Raw genomic sequence first — 16592 nt, 5'->3', positions numbered from 1 at the left:
TCTTTCACGTGATTCTTTATTACCTACTATATCCATATTTCTTTTAAAGTTCTATAAAAGTTTACAATAACTTCCTTTTACCAGCTCCAGAATGAAAAAAGGAAGAAACCGCATATCCGGTTTCTACCTTTTTAAAGATTCAGTGCGCAATCTGCCCGCCTGCTTGTAGATAACGGGCATTAAATTCTTGTACAAATTGGTTGGTGATGGCCTTGTTATGGATGATCAAGAGATTCTCATCGTTGATATCTTCCCCGTTCGCGCTCCAATTGGTCGAGCCGACGATGACGGTAGGGTCGCTGTCGGTATCCGCATCCACGAGCATCGTTTTGCTATGGAGCTTGCGGGATTCGGCGTCTTTGTAGACAGGTGCCGGATTCGTCCAACGCGTATTCGGATTGTTGGCGCTGCCTTCGGCGGTCTGTCCCGTCATTTCGATGCTTGCCGACCACCATTGGGTCCAGAAGCTGCTGTCGAATACGCCTTTAACATCAAAACCTGTCAGTGTCCCTTTCTGATCTTCATAAGAACCTTCCCATTTATTCTTCAATTCATCGACCAGCACCTGATCGCTCCAGGCAAAGATTGTAAAGTAGGTTTTCAAGTGCGCCTCGTTACGGATCAGCTCGGCCATCCGCGCCACTGCGTTGTCACCCGGCGAAAAGAAAATTTCCACACGTTTGCCGCCGATCATAGCTTCATGTGCGGTGTTATCGGTTTTTCGTGAACTGAAATTCGCATTGTGCAGGTCTGGCATCAACGCAGCGGATCCCCACATCTCATTGAATTCTGTTACGTAAATTCCTGCTAACACATGGGAGTTCACTTCGACTACGTGGTTCTGGTTTCCGTCAAGGATGCCGTTCGCCATATTTTCATCAGACCCATAGAGTCCGGTCACCGTAAAGTTCCAGCTGCCGGTGAATACCCATGAGTCATCGATAACTGCAAATTTATTGTGCATCTGCGTTGACGGTGAATAATAGCCACCGTCCGTTTTCTGTTCGCCTTCGACCATCAAGTGTCCGGTCGTTTCTGTGTTTCCTACCACAATGGTCTTTTCTGTGATGTCAGCCGGACTTTCGGGCAGACCGTGGCTCCGGCGCTTTGCCGGATCTTCCACAGCCAGCATCGGCGACTCTGAAAATACGGTGATGTCATCCGCCGTGCCAAGTGCCAGATCGTTGCCGCGCACCAGCTTCTCTATGTACAGCTTCATCGTCTCAAAGCGTTCCGCATAGCTCGGGTCTGAAGCATCTTTGGCATCTGCAATGACCCGGACGTCCACACCTTCAGCAGCCTTTGCCACCAAAGCGTCCACGATTTTCGGCAAATTGATTTCATAAGTAGCAAAGTCTATGCTGCTTGTCGCCCCATTGATGCGTTCAATCAGCCGGTTTTCCAAGTTGACGTTGTAGTTCGCTGCGTTTCCGGGAGAAGCATACTCTTCCTGTGCGCATTTATTGAAATAAACATTGATGGCATCAGGAGCATCGGATACCTGGTTCAACTGTTCTGCAGAACTTTCGCATGAGCCGCCGCCCGGTGCCGCAGCATTGGAATTGGTTTTGCCGGGCGTCCCGTAGCCGCCTGTATACCCTTCAGCCGAAGACGCCCAATTGGCTGCGTTCGTACCGGCTGCGGCCGGATCGATCCGTTCCATGGACGCTTTTGTTGAATTGTCGCCGGCATGCCACGCGTCGACTTCATCGATGACCGTTCCTGTACCATCTTTTAGGAAAAGGTGCTCGCCTGCATTCCCTAACGCGCCGATATAAATTTGGTCAGCCGCAAAATCCGGCAAGGTCGCATCATCTGTCCGTTCCAGGACGAAAAAGCCTTTGGCCGGAACTGTTCCGGACAACTGAATTTCCGGAGAGCCATCGCTGCTTGAAAGTGTCCAACCAGTCAATGAAAGATCCGTGCTGTTGTTGTTAAAAAGTTCAATCCATTCGTCGTTATAATCTGTGGCCGTCCCCATCCAGGCGATTTCATTGATCGCCACATCCCCGATTGCTGCTGCATCGGCTTGTCGAACAGGGGTCCAGGAAGAAAAGATAAGAGCGAAAAGCAAAGTGGATAAAAGTAATTTTTTTGATATTTTTTCCATTTTTTCTCCTTCAAATTCAATTATTTGTATTCCGAGTCTTACTGTAACCGAACATAAGCCTTTTGCCTATAGACCTTTTGCAATGTTTAGTGAATTTACAATTCTTATTATCCCGTTCATAAGGCCTTAATATAGGGATGCCATAATGGGTGCGTAAGAGAATGAGAGGAGTTGGAGAGGAATATGAAAATTGCAGTGATCGGTGATTTGCATTATCCGGCTTTGGAAGACCATTTTGCATCTATCGAGGAAAATCGGCGCGTTTTTTACGAAACGTTTTTGGATCGTTTTTTCTCAGTGCCGGCGGATCTTTATGTTTCCATTGGAGACTTGACGAATTTCGGCCGCCGTGATGAACTGGACGAGATCTATTCCATCATCCGGAAGCACGGAAAACCTTTCAGGCATGTTTTAGGCAATCATGATCTCTACGCAATGCCGCGCAGCCAGGTCCTTTCCATTTCTGGGCAAGAGCGCTTTCATACACTCAGCACCGAGTCGGCTGTCCTGGCATTTCTCGATACTGCAAGGGAGCAGGATTACGACGATTGGGGCGGAACGATGGATGCTACACAGCAGTATTGGCTCGAAGCCGTCATAGAAGAGACAGCAGAGCGGCCGCTGGTCGTATTCGGCCATCATCCGGTGTTCTCCACGACGCTCCATTCCGAGAAAGACAAGCGCTGCATCCATCCGGATGTCCCGATTTGGCAAATACTTAGCATGAAACAGGGACCCGGCCTTTATGTCAATGGCCATAACCATGCCAATTCCCTGGCAGCCCGGAATGATTGGACATTTTTGCAGCTTGCTGCAGTTCTCGATGAACAAGCGGTGCGGGTGATCGAAATCACCGAATCCTTTATTGCCATTGATTCTGTGATGATTGACGATGAGGCATTAAAGAACCATGCGGAGGAAATCGGCAATGCCATCCCCCATTTCGCATTGAAGCGGAATCCGGTCGAAGATGCAGCTTATTTCAAATACATGATTCCGCTGCCCGGTTCTTCTATAGTAGAAAAACAGAAAGTATAAGTTCCACTTGATAAAAGCACAGCCGGCAATTGGATGCCGGCTGTGCTTTTCAAGCGTTAAGCTCTTTTTTGACCAACGATTTAACGAACAGGCAGCCCCAATTTCTTTTCGCAGCTTGAAAATTCACGAAAAACGCTGTGCCCGCTCCTGCACAGATGGTAGGATTAAAGTAAGAACCGGATTCTTGTTCCTGGAGAACCGGTCTTGTGCAACCCTTCAGAAGGAGCAGATGTGTTTATGAATAACCGAAGATTTGATAAAAGCTGGATTGGGCTCTTTCCCGGCCTTCTGCTCAGTTTGATCGTCCTTTTGGCGGGGATCTATGGTGCTGAAGCGATTGGCGCCGCGCTTTTGGCCGCAGGAATTTTACCGGAAGGAAGTTCTAGCCCGATTTCCGCTATTTTTGTTGCCATCCTGCTTGGCATCATCATCCGCAATACAGTCGGTCTGCCGGAACTATTCCTGTCAGGAATCGGCTTTGCTGTGAAGTATGCTCTCCGGGCAGGGATCATCCTGCTCGGCCTTCGGCTCAGTTTGACCGAAGCGTTGAAGCTTGGTGCGTGGGGACTGCCGCTCATAATCGCCTGCATTTCCGTCGGCCTGTTTGTCACTTTGTATTTTACGGCTAAACTGAAGCAGTCCAGCCGCCTTGGGACCTTGATTGCGACAGGGACCGGCATTTGTGGTATAACCGCAATTATGGCTACTGCCCCCGTAATCAAAGCAAAAGAGGATGAAATCTCCTATGCTGTTGCGAATATCACGATTTTCGGGCTTCTCGGCATGCTCTTTTACCCCTATCTGGCCCATGCATTTTTCGAAGGAGAACCGGTCAAAGCCGGCCTTTTCCTCGGCACCGCCATCCATGACACAGCCCAAGTGGCCGGGGCAGCCTTGATCTATGACCAGATGTATGATTCCAAGACCGTCGTCGATGTAGCGACAATTACAAAATTAACACGAAATGTCTTTATCATTGCTGTTATTCCGTTCGTTTCCTATTTGTTTTTCCGAAACGGCCGCAAAAACGGAACCGGCCAGGCTGGCGACTTGCCGAAATGGTATAAACTTTTTCCTTTGTTCATTTTAGGGTTCCTTCTTCTGTCGCTGCTGCGCACCATCGGCGATGCCACCGCTGCTTCCACTGGTGCCGCCTTCGGCTTTCTCTCGCCCGCGGATTGGGAGTCGTTCTACAGCTTCTGGAGTTCTTTCGGATCGACTTACGGTCTCGGGTTAGCGATGGCCGGAGTCGGTTTGTCAACGAATCTTAAAATATTCAAGGGGTTAGGAATCAAGCCGTTCTATATCGGGCTAATCGCCGCTCTCTCTGTCGGTGCCGTCAGCCTGCTGCTGATTTCATTGTTCGGCGGGTTCATCAAAATTTAAAAAATATATCATCAAGACAAACTATAATTTAAACCAACAGAGATTTATAAGCCCGACCGGGCTGACCACTTCGCTTTCCGTGGGCTCGGCTTCAGCCCATAGCTGTCAACTTTAGAATTTCCAGAAGACCCTTCTCATGATTTTTTTATTGCTGGAAGGGTTTCATCTGGGTTTAGAGAGGCAATGGAAATAATGAAGAACGCCAAATAAGCCACCTTCCGGCGGCGATTTTTAAGTTCTTCTAATTGAGTGAAAGGCGCTTCATGGCAGTCCCTCTGACGGAATTCGGCTTCCGTGCAGTTCTGGTGAGCAACCGGGTAATCAAAGGGATGTACGCCTGGAGCGTCTTCTTTTTTTGCCGGGATGCGTGATAGAGCTTCGGAAGAAAGTGGTTGGCGATGCTTCGGATCGCCACCGTCTCACTGATTTCTATTTCTTTTTCCTGCCAAATCACATTCCGGATCTGGTACGCAATCAGCTGGCTCAGCAGGTACATCAATAAGGTCGCATAGAGGTGGCAAAGCCAGCGCTCCCGCTTGACCAACTTGAAGTGATCGAGCCCAAAAAAAGATTTCATGCCCCGGATATTCCATTCCACTTGCCAGCGCAGCCGATACAGCTGCACCACGTGCTCAGGTGGGATCTCCTGCGGCACATTGGTCATATACCCGGTAATCCCAGCCAACTCCCAAACCATCGGTTTGGGTGTCTTTCTGGATTTCATTGCCCGCCGCTGCAGCTTTTCCCGCCGTTTCTCTTTGTGTTCCTCGCTTTGGGCAAGCAGCACGCAACGCGCAGGGAAATGGGCATCTCGTCCGAAGTAGACCTCTTCAAGTTCCAATACTTCTCCTGGCATCATCCGGTCACACAATCCGACCAGATCAATGCGCTGGTATTCGCTGCTCGCAATAACGGAGCCATCCGGATGATGGGCTGGAAAAGGATTCTTATAGGCGAGGTAGGCGTCGTTTCGGAACCTGGTCAAAAAATACCCCTCTTTTTCCTGAATCCCTTCAAACATGGCGAAATGGAAATAGCCGAGATCCTGCAGGCAGAGCTCCTGCCCCTCAAGAAACGGCACTCGTCTCGCCCCCATAACCGTATCATTGATGTTTTCCAAGTCCATACTGAAAAAGTGAAGCTGCCCGGTCAATACGTCAAACTCCTGTTGGATTTTCACATAGGCTTGGCGCGTCTTTTTCGCACGTTCTTGTGCCCAGCCGGGCACCTCAACGGATGTAGCATCCATCACAAAGAGCTGGGAAAAGGGCAAATCGGTCGCCAACGGATGCCGCAGAAGCGGAAGCAGTTGCTCGCAGAGCATCAGCTCCTGCACCAGCCGTCGGAGAAACTGGACGGCCTCCGGTGTGAATTTCTTGTCGATGGCATTTCGGCTGACTTCGAGGTGCTGTTCCATACTGAGGTTCATACTGAGCTCCTGCAGGCTCGGATCGATCAAGTTTCCATGAAAATCGAACAAGAGCGCCAAAAAATCCTGAGCACTAATTTTTCGCTTCCGCTGGATGAAGCGAGTCTCTTTGGCGATGGCATCAACGGTCTCATCTGACAAAAAAGAAAATAAGTGGTCAAGTAAGCCCGGAGCAATAACCATAAAAAAACTCCTCTCTAAGGTGGTATTCTTCCATACCATCTTTTGAGAGGAATTATGCTTTTTCTTAAGTTGACAGCTATGTCGGCTTCAGCCGCTTCCCTCGCTTCCCTCGGTCCAGGGTCTTCAGCTCGAGTCGCTCAGTCGCTTCGCTCCTTCACTGCTCCCACTGGAGTCTCGCGGCCAGCCGGGTCGGGAGCGTCAACTGTATCAAAAAGATAAGGTCGAGGCGTTGTTCCTACTTTGACCTGTTGGGTACAAGCCGCTAGCTTCAAGATCCGCAACGGAAGGCGGCGACTCCTGCGGGATAGCGAAGTGTCGAAATCCGCTCGGACGCTAGTCCGAGCTAGTTCGGCGCGAGCCCGCGGAAAGCGTCCGCCTGAAGTGGAGGATCCAATGTAGCTTCCATTAGTTCTATTCATCTAATTGAATAATTATTCTTTTGTATACAACCTTAGCCGCCACTCCGAAAGGAATGGCGGCTTTTCTCTGCTCGTTTATTCTTGTATCGCCGAATCAAATAGACCAGTTCAATACCAGACCGGCATGGGTCAAGCCGCCGCCAAAACCGTACAACAGCAGCTTATCATCCGGTTTGATTTTCCCTTCACACATCCCCTTATCAAGAGACAGGGGAATCGTCGCAGCCGAAGTGTTGCCGAAATATTCCAGGCTATAGACTGTCCGTTCAAGAGGCAATTTGCTCCTGCTGCAAATCGACTCGATGATCCGAAGATTTGCGCTGTGCGGAATAAACCAATCCACATCAGCAGCACCAATTTCGGCCTTTTCCATCAATGCTTTGACGCCTTTAGGAACCGTATTGACCGCCCATTTATAGACTTCCCGCCCGTTCTGCGCAACAAATCCGTTGACTGCCAGCTCTTCGCCGAACATGCGGGTTGCAAGATTGCTGCAATATAGATTATGGGCCTGTTCCCCGTTGGTTCCCATATGGGAAGCGATAAAGCTCGGTTTTTCCTCGTCGTGTTCCACCAGCACCGCCCCCCCGCCGTCACCGAACAGGATACAAGTGGACCGGTCGCTGTAATCGATGATTTTGGAAAAGGTCTCTGCACCGATGACCAATATCTTTTGGTTCAGTCCGGCTGTGATGAGCCCGTTTGCGACATGGAGCCCATAGGCAAAGCCGGCGCAAGCGGCATTCAAGTCAATTGTGCCGGTGTTTGGAATGCCCAGCTTCGCCTGTACCAAAGCAGCCACGCTCGGCGTTTTCATATCCGGCGTCATTGTACAAACAATGACCATGTCAACATCCTCAAGTGATTTTCCGAAGCGCTCTGCCAGATTTTCGACTGCTTTGATGCTGATGTCGCTTGTATATTCATGTTCACCGGCAATCCGTCGTTCTTTGATTCCTGTCCGCTGGACGATCCATTCGTCGTTGGTCTCCACCAACTCTTCTATCTGGTTGTTGGTTAGCCTCTGTTCTGGTACATATGAACCGACGGCTGTTATCCTGGCTTTTGAAGTGTACAAATCGATCGCTCCTTTATACATGCTCGTTCTATTCTAACACCAACTATTAGTATTAAGTACTAAAAAATGTCCGTAGAAGCCATTTTGTAGTATTGGCCTAGTTCCCATTTGGAGGAACAGGCAAAATTGCCAACAAATATAGCTTTTGTTCAACCATGAAAATTAACAGACAATTCTATCAATTTTCTATACACTTTCACTTACTACCAAGAAAGGAAGTGTTGTATGAAGAAATCATTGAAAATGGCAGCCATTATCTTGTTAGCCGGTTCACTATCCGCTCCTGCCGCTTTCGCGCAAAACGGCAACGTGAAAGAGTCACTCGTCGCCCTTGGCGATTCAATTCCTTTTGGCTATAATCTTGGTCAGAACAACAGGAATCCTGCGAAAACTGCTTATCCTTACTTGATCGGCGAAGAAGACGATTTACGGGTGCGGAATCTTGGTATTCCAGGCTGGCAGACAGACCAGCTTCTGGCAGCGCTTCAAAGTGATCAGAAATACCGCCAGGCAATTATACATGCAGATTATGTCGCTGTGACCATCGGCAATAACTACCTGCTCCAAATTCTACTCGAAACCGGTGCAAAGAGCGGCGGAAATCAGGATCTTTTCAATTTGCTGTTGCAGCAGAAACTGGCAAGCAGTGATGTGTTTGCAAACCTTTTGTCGATTTTGACTCAAACACGCGCTTTGACTGATGCACCGATTGTATTGTACAACGTCTACAATCCATTTCAGCTCAATGACCCGCTCCATTATGCAGCAGATCCGATCCTGCCTTTGATCAATGGCCAATTTGCGCAGTTGGCGTCCTTGTTCAGCGGAGTCTCCCTAGCGGATGCCAATGCAGCATTCGGCAACGACCAGGCAATTTATGTGATTCTAAGGGATATCCACCCGACGGCTGCCGGCCAGCAGGTCCTCTCAGATATCGGAATCGATGCGCTCGGATTGGATTAACTATTCCACTCTCAAAAGATGCAGCCATACCAACTGGCTGCATCTTCTTTTGCTGTGGGAGCATTTATTGCGATTTTCAAAGGGTCCGCCCTAACGGGAAGTACGTTCTGTTGGAATGAACGAATTCCCTGATAAAAACATGTGCTCTTAAGAAAGCGGTAAACGCTTTATCTGGAAGCAGCATAAACCTTTTTTCCTAATTCTGAATATTCCATGTACAATAACGAATAGTTATGCTAACTTTAGAAAAAATCAGAAAGAAAGAGGAGTGAGCTTTTTTGGATCATTTATTCGCGAAATTGGATAATATTTATGACGAAATGGTAGAAATCCGCCGATTTTTACATCAGAATCCCGAACTTTCCTTCAAGGAAGAAAATACTGCAAAATACATCGCGGATTATCATCGGAAGCTCGGCCATGAAGTCCGCGAGAACGTCGGCGGCAACGGTGTGCTGGCGTATTTGAAAGGCGCGAAGCCAGGGCCGACGGTGGCGCTGCGTGCGGATTTCGATGCCCTTCCCATCCACGAAGAAACCGATGTGCCGTTTAAATCACAGAATGACGGCGTCATGCATGCCTGCGGACACGATGGCCATACCGCTACGCTCCTCGGGCTGGCTAAAGCCTTGAACGGCATGCGATCGGAGATCGAGGGCACGGTTTTATTCCTTCACCAGCATGCAGAAGAATTGCCGCCGGGCGGCGCGATTGCCATGATCGAAGACGGCTGCCTTGAAGGGGTCGACGTCATTTTCGGAACCCACCTGCAAGCCCAGATGCCGATAGGCGAAATCGGCTATCGCTCCGGTCCGCTTCAAGCAGCACCGGATCGCTTTGATATTAAGATCATCGGCAAAGGTGGACACGGGGCAAATCCTCACGAGACCAAAGACAGCATTGTCATCGGCGGCCAACTGATCGGCAATTTGCAGCAAATCGTCAGCAGGCGAGTCGACCCACTTGAATCGGCAGTCGTTTCGGTCTGCAATTTCGAAGCGAAAAATCCGTACAACGTCATTGCCGACACGGCTTCGATGACCGGAACAGTGCGGACCTTCAAGGAAGACATCCGTAATTTCATCGAAACTGAGATTGAACGCATCGTCAAAGGAACTTGCTATGCTGCAGGTGCTGATTATGAATATACCTATATGCGTGGCTATCCGACTACGGTGAACCATAAGGAAGAGACCGAATTCGTTGCCCGCCTTGCCGGAGATGTGCCAGGAGTCGAAGCCGTAAAGGAAACGGAGCCGATTATGGGAGGCGAGGATTTCTCTTATTACCTGCAGAATGTAAAAGGGACGTTCTTCTTCACTGGCGCGAAAAATCCGGAGTGGGCAGTATCGTTCCCCCATCATCACCCGAAATTCGATATCGATGAACGGGCCCTTTTGATTGCTTCGAAAGTGCTGGGTTCTGCAGCATTGAACTATATGAAAAGCGGCGTTAAAACAGCGGAACCCGCAACCCGATGAAAGAAATAATAAAACACTTAAAAGGGGTCGATGAAAATGGCTGAACAATCTTTGAAGATGTGGAAGGATTGGCGCCTGCACTTGGTCGTGCTGGCAATCGTAGTTGTTACAGAGTCCATCGGAACGCATTCCATTCCGCTCGGGCCCGGCGTAATCCTATTGCTCCCGATGCTTTACGCCGTCATTATCGGGCTCGCACTTTACTTCACGCCGCTCGTTAAAGACAAGCAATCCATCAATGCAGAACCGCTAGTATTCTTATCAGTAGCCGTCCTGATTGCCAAGTTCGGCGTCCAGGCAGGTCCGGCAATTCCCCAGATAATCGAAGCAGGACCTGCCTTACTGCTTCAAGAGTTCGGAAACCTCGGAACGATCTTCCTTGCGCTTCCGCTGGCTGTGTTTCTCGGCTTGAAACGTGAAAGCATAGGCATGACGCATTCCATCGGCCGGGAAGCGAATCTTGCGTTGATCACCGATAAATACGGCCTGTCTTCACCTGAAGGGCGGGGCGTCATGGCGATGTATATTTTCGGTACTGTTTTCGGATCGATTTTCATCGGCCTGATCTCCGGATTTCTGGCAACCGTTACGCCTTTGCATCCGCTTTCCTTTGCCATGGCTACCGGCGTCGGCAGCGGAAGCATGGCGGCCGCTTCTCTCGGGCCGCTCGTTGCGGCTTTCCCGGATATGAGCGCCCAACTGACGGCCTTTTCCGGGGTCAGCAATTTGATTTCCTCGGTCACCGGCTTGTATATGAGCATTTTCGTCGGCTTGCCGTTGACTGTGAAGATGTATGAAATCTTATCCAGAAAAAAAGACCAGAAAGTTAAAGGGGGCGCCGAATATGTTAAAAAGCCTTAAGGAATGGGTGCTTGTTTTTATGATTATCGGGGCCATCATGTTGATCGGCAATTGGATTGGCTATGACATCATGCCGCTGACGGCCTTGCCGGGGCTGGCTGTTTTGATCGGCATCAGCATTGCCGGCCTTGTCATCCACCGGCTCCTCCCGTTTCAGATGCCCAGCATCGCCTATATCGGCATACTCGGACTGGTACTGACACTCCCGGGCATGCCGGGGTCGGAAAAAATCGTCGAGTGGACCGGACAAGTCAGCCTGCTCGCAATCGCTACGCCGATCCTTGCATATGCCGGTGTCTCCATCGGCCGCTCATGGCATGATTTTGTGGCTTTGGGTTGGAAAACGATTGTGATCGGGATGTTCGTCCTGCTCGGTACGTTCCTTGGATCCGCTCTAATTGCAGAAGTTGTCTTGAGAATGCAGGGCATCATCTGAACCGTTTCTTAACATCAGCAAAATTGAATTCGGCAGTCCAACAAAACCATAAGAACGCAAAAACACCTCCCCGGCTTTAAACCTGGGAGGTGTTATATTTTATTAATCCAGTGCTTCTTCTGCGTCAATCAAACCGAATCCGGCATATTTGTCATAACCCGTCTTGAACACGTCTTCTGACGAAGATTGGATCAAGTGCTTCACTTGTGCAGGGTTTAACGTATCTTTACCGTGCTGGGCAATGATGACGCCTGCCAAGCCTGCCACTTTAGGTGCAGCCATCGAGGTTCCGGCTTTATAGCCGTATTTGCCGCCAGGGATGGTAGCCAGTGCCAAGTAGGAATTGTCGCGTCCAGTCTTTGTAACCGGATCGTAGTTCGGCCCTAAATCTCCGCCTGGTGCCATGACATCAATCTTTCCGACGCCGTAGTTGGAATAGTAGGCCAGATTTTTGTTCGCTCCGCCGGCTGATACGCGGATCAATCCTTGGCTGCTTGGGCTTCTATGCGTTGCGCCGAGATCATCGCCTGAAATCGTCCCTGGGCTTGTGATATCCAAAGCGTTGTTTCCAGACGAGCCGACCACTGTTACACCTTGCTGGATTGCGTATTGGATTGCGCGGTTGAACAAACGCATATCTGCTGCAATATCAGCGGTTTGCTGCTCAGGATCCTGCAGCCAATCATATCCGCCAAGCGACATGTTCACCACATCGACGTTGTCATCGGCAGCTGTCTTCAAGGCATCTGCAATGCTTGCCGTCGTCGCTCCGCCGGTCGGACCGAATACACGGTAAGCGGCCACTTTCAAATCTGGTCCTACTCCCATCGTCCGCCCGTTTGCGGCAATGGCGCCGGCAACGTGCGTTCCGTGGCTGTTTTCATCCATCGCATCCGGGTAGCCCGGCACGAATGATTTTCCGTACGCATAATTGTCTTTCAAATCCGGATGATTGTAATCGATTCCGGTATCCACCACAGCGACGACGATATCTTTGCCATCCACAGATTTGCCGGTACCTCCCGGCAATTCCCAAGATGCGCCGTCATTGGTCACTTGTTTGATATCCCACTGAAGGGAATTGTAGAGATCCGCATTTTCACCGACTGAATCTGTAGCCGCTTCTGTACTGAGGGCAGGCGCTTCAGGGAATATGATACGCTGGACATCTACATCCAATACATCAGAAGATTTTTTCACTTGCGCTAGGAAATTCGGATTTGAAGATGCCACTTCCACCGCACCCAATTTTGCCAATTTAGTCGTTACTTCCCCGCCTGCCTTGGCTAACACATTTTCATAGCCGGCTGGCAAGCTGTTCTGAGTTTTAAATACAACAATATAATCCTCTTTCGACGCTAGCGTCTCTTCAGCACTTACAGTTGTCCCTAATAATGTTGCGGCGCTTAATGCCACAGCTAATGTACCTGCTGCAAATTTCTTTTTCATCGGTTTCGGTATCCTCCTAGTAATCGTTTCATTTTTCATTTTATTCAAACTACTCAATAACGTCAACCAACATTTCCCTTAATATGGTTAAATATGGATGTAATGTTCATATCGCCACGCCGGTACCGTTGACATTTTTCATAGAAATAAAGTATGATTCCGCTGAACAGTCAAAAAACAACAATTTTCAGCAGCGGACTGGCATATCCCTTAGCCTATTTTCCCTTGCGAAAAATGATTGATAATACCTGCTTTTTATATAGGTTCGATTGATAAAAGCAAGCAGCCAAGCCCTTAGGAAGAGGGCTTGGCTGCTTCGTATTGCCTTGTGAACATAGAGAGTGGTTTTTCCCATCAAGAATGAAAATCTTTTTCAACCGCCTGGATGACCGCATCAGAAAAGACTTCCAGAAAATATTCCCCCCACTCGGCTTTTGCCGGTCTGGGATCGCCTAATATGCCCACATCGGTAAGCCCGATGATTCCTTCTTTGAACAGTTTTCCCAACGCCTCATCGGTCAACGGACCGATGTAACCCGGCTTCGCTTTCTTCATGTCCACCAGCTCGGGCGCGATATGCAGCATGACGGAGGTCTCCATCGCTCCGCCATGGCCTGTGCTGCCTTCCGCCAGATCGTATTTTTGTTCAAACTGCAACATCAAATCCAATAGTTGGCGAAGCGTCAAAGCACTGCTGATCTGCATGTCCGGATGTATTTCCCGCAGATTCTTGACTAGGCTTTCATTTTCATTGAAGTTGCCGCCATGGGATGAAAAAATTACTGCTCTTTTAAAACCGTGCCTTTTATAGCTCGCTAAATAATCTTCTATTATCCCCCGGTAGATTTCCGGACGGAGCGTCAAGCTGCCGGACATCGGCAAATGATGGTCCGACAAGCCTGGCCGGATTACCGGTGCAACCAGTGCGTTGCCCATTTTTTTGGCTGTACGTAATGCCACAGCCTCACCGATCAAAGTGTCTGTAAGCTCCGGCAGGTGGAATCCATGCTGTTCAACGGAAGCGGTACAGATGATCACGGTATCCATTCCAGATTCGACTTTTCCTTTAATGGTTTTCCAGTCCATGAGTTCGAGCAGGTAGTCATTGTTATTCAGTGCAATCTCCTCCTTGTTTCATTTTCCAGATAATTTTTAAAGACTCTATAGGTTCTTCGCCGCCCTCTCATTTATCCCCTCTTCAGAAACGGATTTCCATAAAAAAGAACAACCTCCAAATGGAAGTTGTTCAGATCGGACATGTCAGTCGGCTTCCGTTTGTTCTGCGGGTTTAAGGAGGCGGACCTGTCTTGGCTCGACGAAAATATTGCGCTTGTGCCAACGGAAATATGGGGCATGTTCCGAGGCCGCCGGAACTTTGGCACCTTTAGCGAGGCCATAAACCGGATAGAGCTGTTCCGGTATTCGGCTGGCAACGCGCAAACTGCCGCCTCCGGTAAACGCGATCAAGCCGGCTGTGTAAAGCGCTGCATGGTTGGCGCATAAAAGAATGCCGTTATAAGGATCCAACCGTTCGGCATCCGTGCTGTCTTTCCATGGTTTTGCATAGCTTGAGGCCATTGCTTCCTCAATAGCAATGCCGCAAAGCGGACAGCCTTCTTGCCAAAGGGCCTGAAGGTTCTTGCGGAACTGAACCTTGCCCCACCGCATTTTTGTTTTGATGTCCATTTCCATCTCTGAAATCATGGTCAAGAGGGGATTGTGCTTTGTCCTTCTGACCACTTCAATTGCAAGTTCCAATTGCTCTTCTTCCACAGCAAAGAAGTTTTGGGTGCTCACGAGCTCCAATAAACGCATCGCCAGTTCCTCATTGCACGGATAGAGGTAACCTGAGTTGCCGCTTGCGTCTTCCTGGAACGGTGAATATTTCAATGGCAGCAGCGGCTGGATTTCGCTGAAATGTTCCCGGACCGACAGCGGAAAATCGAGTTCCAGATATCTTGCGCCCGCAATAAATGCTTCTTTGGAACGGTTCGGCACTCCGCCTTGATGGCACCCTTCTTCTATTAAGCTGATGGCGACAATCTCGCCTTTGACGTAATGGAAAACATGGTCGCCTTTTTGAAGCTCCTTCATCCGGTTCCATGAATGCGGCACCATGCCGGATTTATCGATCTGTGGCGTCCATAGAATGCCTGCATTCCGTTCTTCGTGGTAAGTTTCTCCTTGCATGACGATAAAGCTGTTCATGAAATGCCTCCTACTGTCTGCTTCCTTCTTTCCATTTTAACGCAAAAAGCCTTTTTCTGCCTGATTGGCAAAAAAGGAAGCGCGGGATCCAGTTAAGAGCATCTTTTTGCATTTCACTTAAAGGTAACTGTGAACAGAAGACAGAAAAACAGCTTTACAACACGATTTCGAGCAATTTCTTAGACGCAGTTGAATTCATTGATCGGAACTGAACGGTATGCAGGAAAATACTCGGTGTTCGCCGGAACATTCATCCGCACGCATAATTCCTGGTAGACCTCTCGGTTCCAGATTTTGCGGCCGGCATGGAACTTAAAGCCGCTTTGGGCACCGAATCCTTTTTTGAACTGGAGCAAACTGTCATCAGCTTCATTTGTCCGACCGCCTCCGCCATGGATAAGGTCAATGCCATGGGCTTTGCCCCACAGTGCCAATGCATAATAAAGCACGCTAGCGGGTGCCAAGCGGTTGAATTCGGATAGATGGCCAGACAGATGGGTATGCGCAAGGTTGTTAAAGACCAGATTGACCGCTGCACCGATTACGCGGCCCTCGAAGAGCACTTCTATGAGCAGCACATGTTCTCCGAGCAGTTCCATCAGGCGATTGAAATAGTCGTCTGCAAAATAATAGAAGGCATCCGCCCCATTGCGCTCCATCGTTTGATAGTAGATGCTTTTAAATCCGCTCAGATCTGTTGGTTGCAGAGTGGTCCGGTACTCCACTCCCGCTCTCAGCGCTTGGCGAATGTTTTTTCTTACTGATTTCGAGAATTCCGCTTCGACCGGGTCGGCGTATGCTTTCAAATTTGTGCCGACGGTTTCCCGAAGATACGCCACATCATAGCATGAACGGAAATCTTCCGCATTGCCGGACAGCGGATGGAAACGGATAAATTCGCTGACCACGTAATTGCTGGAGCAATATTCCTGAAAAGCTCCTTCGAACGCCGCTACCAGCTCAGCCTGCCGCCCTTCTTCACATTGCAGGATCTGAGGGCCACCATAGCCGTAAGGTGTAACCAGATCATAATAACGACGACCTTGGAGATTCAGCGGGATTTCGCGTTTGATGAACAGGTGCCTGATTACCCCCGCATCGTGGCGGAACTCAAAAATTTCAGCAACACCATTTTCTATTTGCTCGAACAGTCTGCCGTATCGCTCATCAAAATAGACGTCCTCCATACGATTTCCCCCTCATCCGCTTGCGGCTAGAATCCAATAAAGCGGCATTTTTGACGCATTGCCCTTCATTAAGTCGAATCCGTCACTTCAGTTTCAATAAAGTATAGACGAGAAAAGTGAAATTTAGATGAAAAAATCAGATATTTCTGTCTTCATCTACTACTATTTTTCTGATGATTAAACCATACCTTCTTTTTATTTATCATCCCCATACACCTTCATCCTCAATCCGTTGTTTCGGATTCTGCAGATGATCGGCTAACGAAAAAAGCTCCCTTAGTTGTGAACTGAACCCCAAATGGTAGACACTTTATAAAAGTGACCCCATTTGGGGTTTTTTCTATTTTCACACCCCGGTATACTG

General features: G+C 49.0%; 13 protein-coding genes. 6 read left to right on the top strand and 7 right to left on the bottom strand.

The genetic code is table 11. The features are described 5' to 3' along the window. Nucleotides 1–139 precede the first annotated feature (139 nt). The gene (locus tag ACFSDB_RS17155) at nt 140–2110 is read right to left on the bottom strand and encodes a phospholipase D-like domain-containing protein (protein ID WP_204893821.1); all 1971 of its coding nucleotides are present in this window, start codon (nt 2108–2110) and stop codon (nt 140–142) included. Between the two features lie 183 nt (nt 2111–2293). Between ACFSDB_RS17155 and ACFSDB_RS17150 the strand changes: the two genes are divergently transcribed. Next, on the top strand, nt 2294–3148 hold the full coding sequence (locus ACFSDB_RS17150) for a metallophosphoesterase family protein (RefSeq protein ID WP_204893820.1): 855 nt from the start codon (nt 2294–2296) through the stop codon (nt 3146–3148). Nucleotides 3149–3385: 237 nt separating this feature from the next. After that, nucleotides 3386–4534 (top strand): YeiH family protein, encoded by a 1149-nt coding sequence (locus ACFSDB_RS17145; protein WP_204893819.1) that lies wholly within the window; start codon nt 3386–3388, stop codon nt 4532–4534. 241 nt (nt 4535–4775) lie between these two features. Here ACFSDB_RS17145 and ACFSDB_RS17140 read toward each other — a convergent pair whose 3' ends face one another. Both ACFSDB_RS17140 and ACFSDB_RS17135 read right to left on the bottom strand, forming a co-directional pair. After that, entirely contained in the window at nt 4776–6146 is a 1371-nt protein-coding gene (locus ACFSDB_RS17140) for an IS4 family transposase (RefSeq protein ID WP_204893818.1), read from the bottom strand. Between the two features lie 513 nt (nt 6147–6659). Beyond that, entirely contained in the window at nt 6660–7643 is a 984-nt protein-coding gene (locus ACFSDB_RS17135; RefSeq protein ID WP_377340745.1) for a ketoacyl-ACP synthase III, read from the bottom strand. 225 nt (nt 7644–7868) lie between these two features. Here ACFSDB_RS17135 and ACFSDB_RS17130 point away from each other — a divergent pair, with 225 nt between their 5' ends. The 4 genes from ACFSDB_RS17130 (at nt 7869) to ACFSDB_RS17115 (ending at nt 11384) form a co-directional block, all read left to right on the top strand. Beyond that, the gene (locus tag ACFSDB_RS17130; RefSeq protein ID WP_204893816.1) at nt 7869–8606 is read left to right on the top strand and encodes a GDSL-type esterase/lipase family protein; all 738 of its coding nucleotides are present in this window, start codon (nt 7869–7871) and stop codon (nt 8604–8606) included. Between the two features lie 278 nt (nt 8607–8884). Beyond that, nucleotides 8885–10087 carry a M20 family metallopeptidase gene (locus tag ACFSDB_RS17125; RefSeq protein WP_377340742.1) on the top strand — a complete coding sequence of 401 codons (1203 nt, stop codon included), beginning with the start codon at nt 8885–8887 and terminating at the stop codon, nt 10085–10087. Between the two features lie 36 nt (nt 10088–10123). Next, nucleotides 10124–10948 carry a DUF3100 domain-containing protein gene (locus ACFSDB_RS17120; protein WP_204893815.1) on the top strand — a complete coding sequence of 275 codons (825 nt, stop codon included), beginning with the start codon at nt 10124–10126 and terminating at the stop codon, nt 10946–10948. Next, entirely contained in the window at nt 10932–11384 is a 453-nt protein-coding gene (locus tag ACFSDB_RS17115; RefSeq protein WP_204893814.1) for a hypothetical protein, read from the top strand. The genes ACFSDB_RS17120 and ACFSDB_RS17115 overlap by 17 nt, the downstream gene beginning before the upstream one ends. A gap of 102 nt (nt 11385–11486) precedes the next feature. Here the strand turns inward: ACFSDB_RS17115 and ACFSDB_RS17110 are convergent, their stop codons facing one another. From ACFSDB_RS17110 to ACFSDB_RS17095, 4 genes are all read right to left on the bottom strand, one after another. Beyond that, entirely contained in the window at nt 11487–12833 is a 1347-nt protein-coding gene (locus tag ACFSDB_RS17110; protein WP_204893813.1) for a S8 family serine peptidase, read from the bottom strand. A 354-nt stretch (nt 12834–13187) separates the two neighbouring features. Beyond that, nucleotides 13188–13919, bottom strand: coding sequence for a creatininase family protein (locus ACFSDB_RS17105; protein WP_377340738.1), 732 nt, complete (start codon nt 13917–13919; stop codon nt 13188–13190). A gap of 174 nt (nt 13920–14093) precedes the next feature. Further along, entirely contained in the window at nt 14094–15041 is a 948-nt protein-coding gene (locus ACFSDB_RS17100; RefSeq protein ID WP_204893811.1) for an HNH endonuclease, read from the bottom strand. Nucleotides 15042–15220: 179 nt separating this feature from the next. Next, the gene (locus ACFSDB_RS17095; protein ID WP_204893810.1) at nt 15221–16228 is read right to left on the bottom strand and encodes a GNAT family N-acetyltransferase; all 1008 of its coding nucleotides are present in this window, start codon (nt 16226–16228) and stop codon (nt 15221–15223) included. Between the last annotated feature and the right edge of the window lie 364 nt (nt 16229–16592).

This window comes from Planococcus chinensis, assembly GCF_042681545.1.
Taxonomy (GTDB): domain Bacteria; phylum Bacillota; class Bacilli; order Bacillales_A; family Planococcaceae; genus Planococcus; species Planococcus chinensis.
This window is presented reverse-complemented; position numbering and strand designations above follow the sequence as displayed.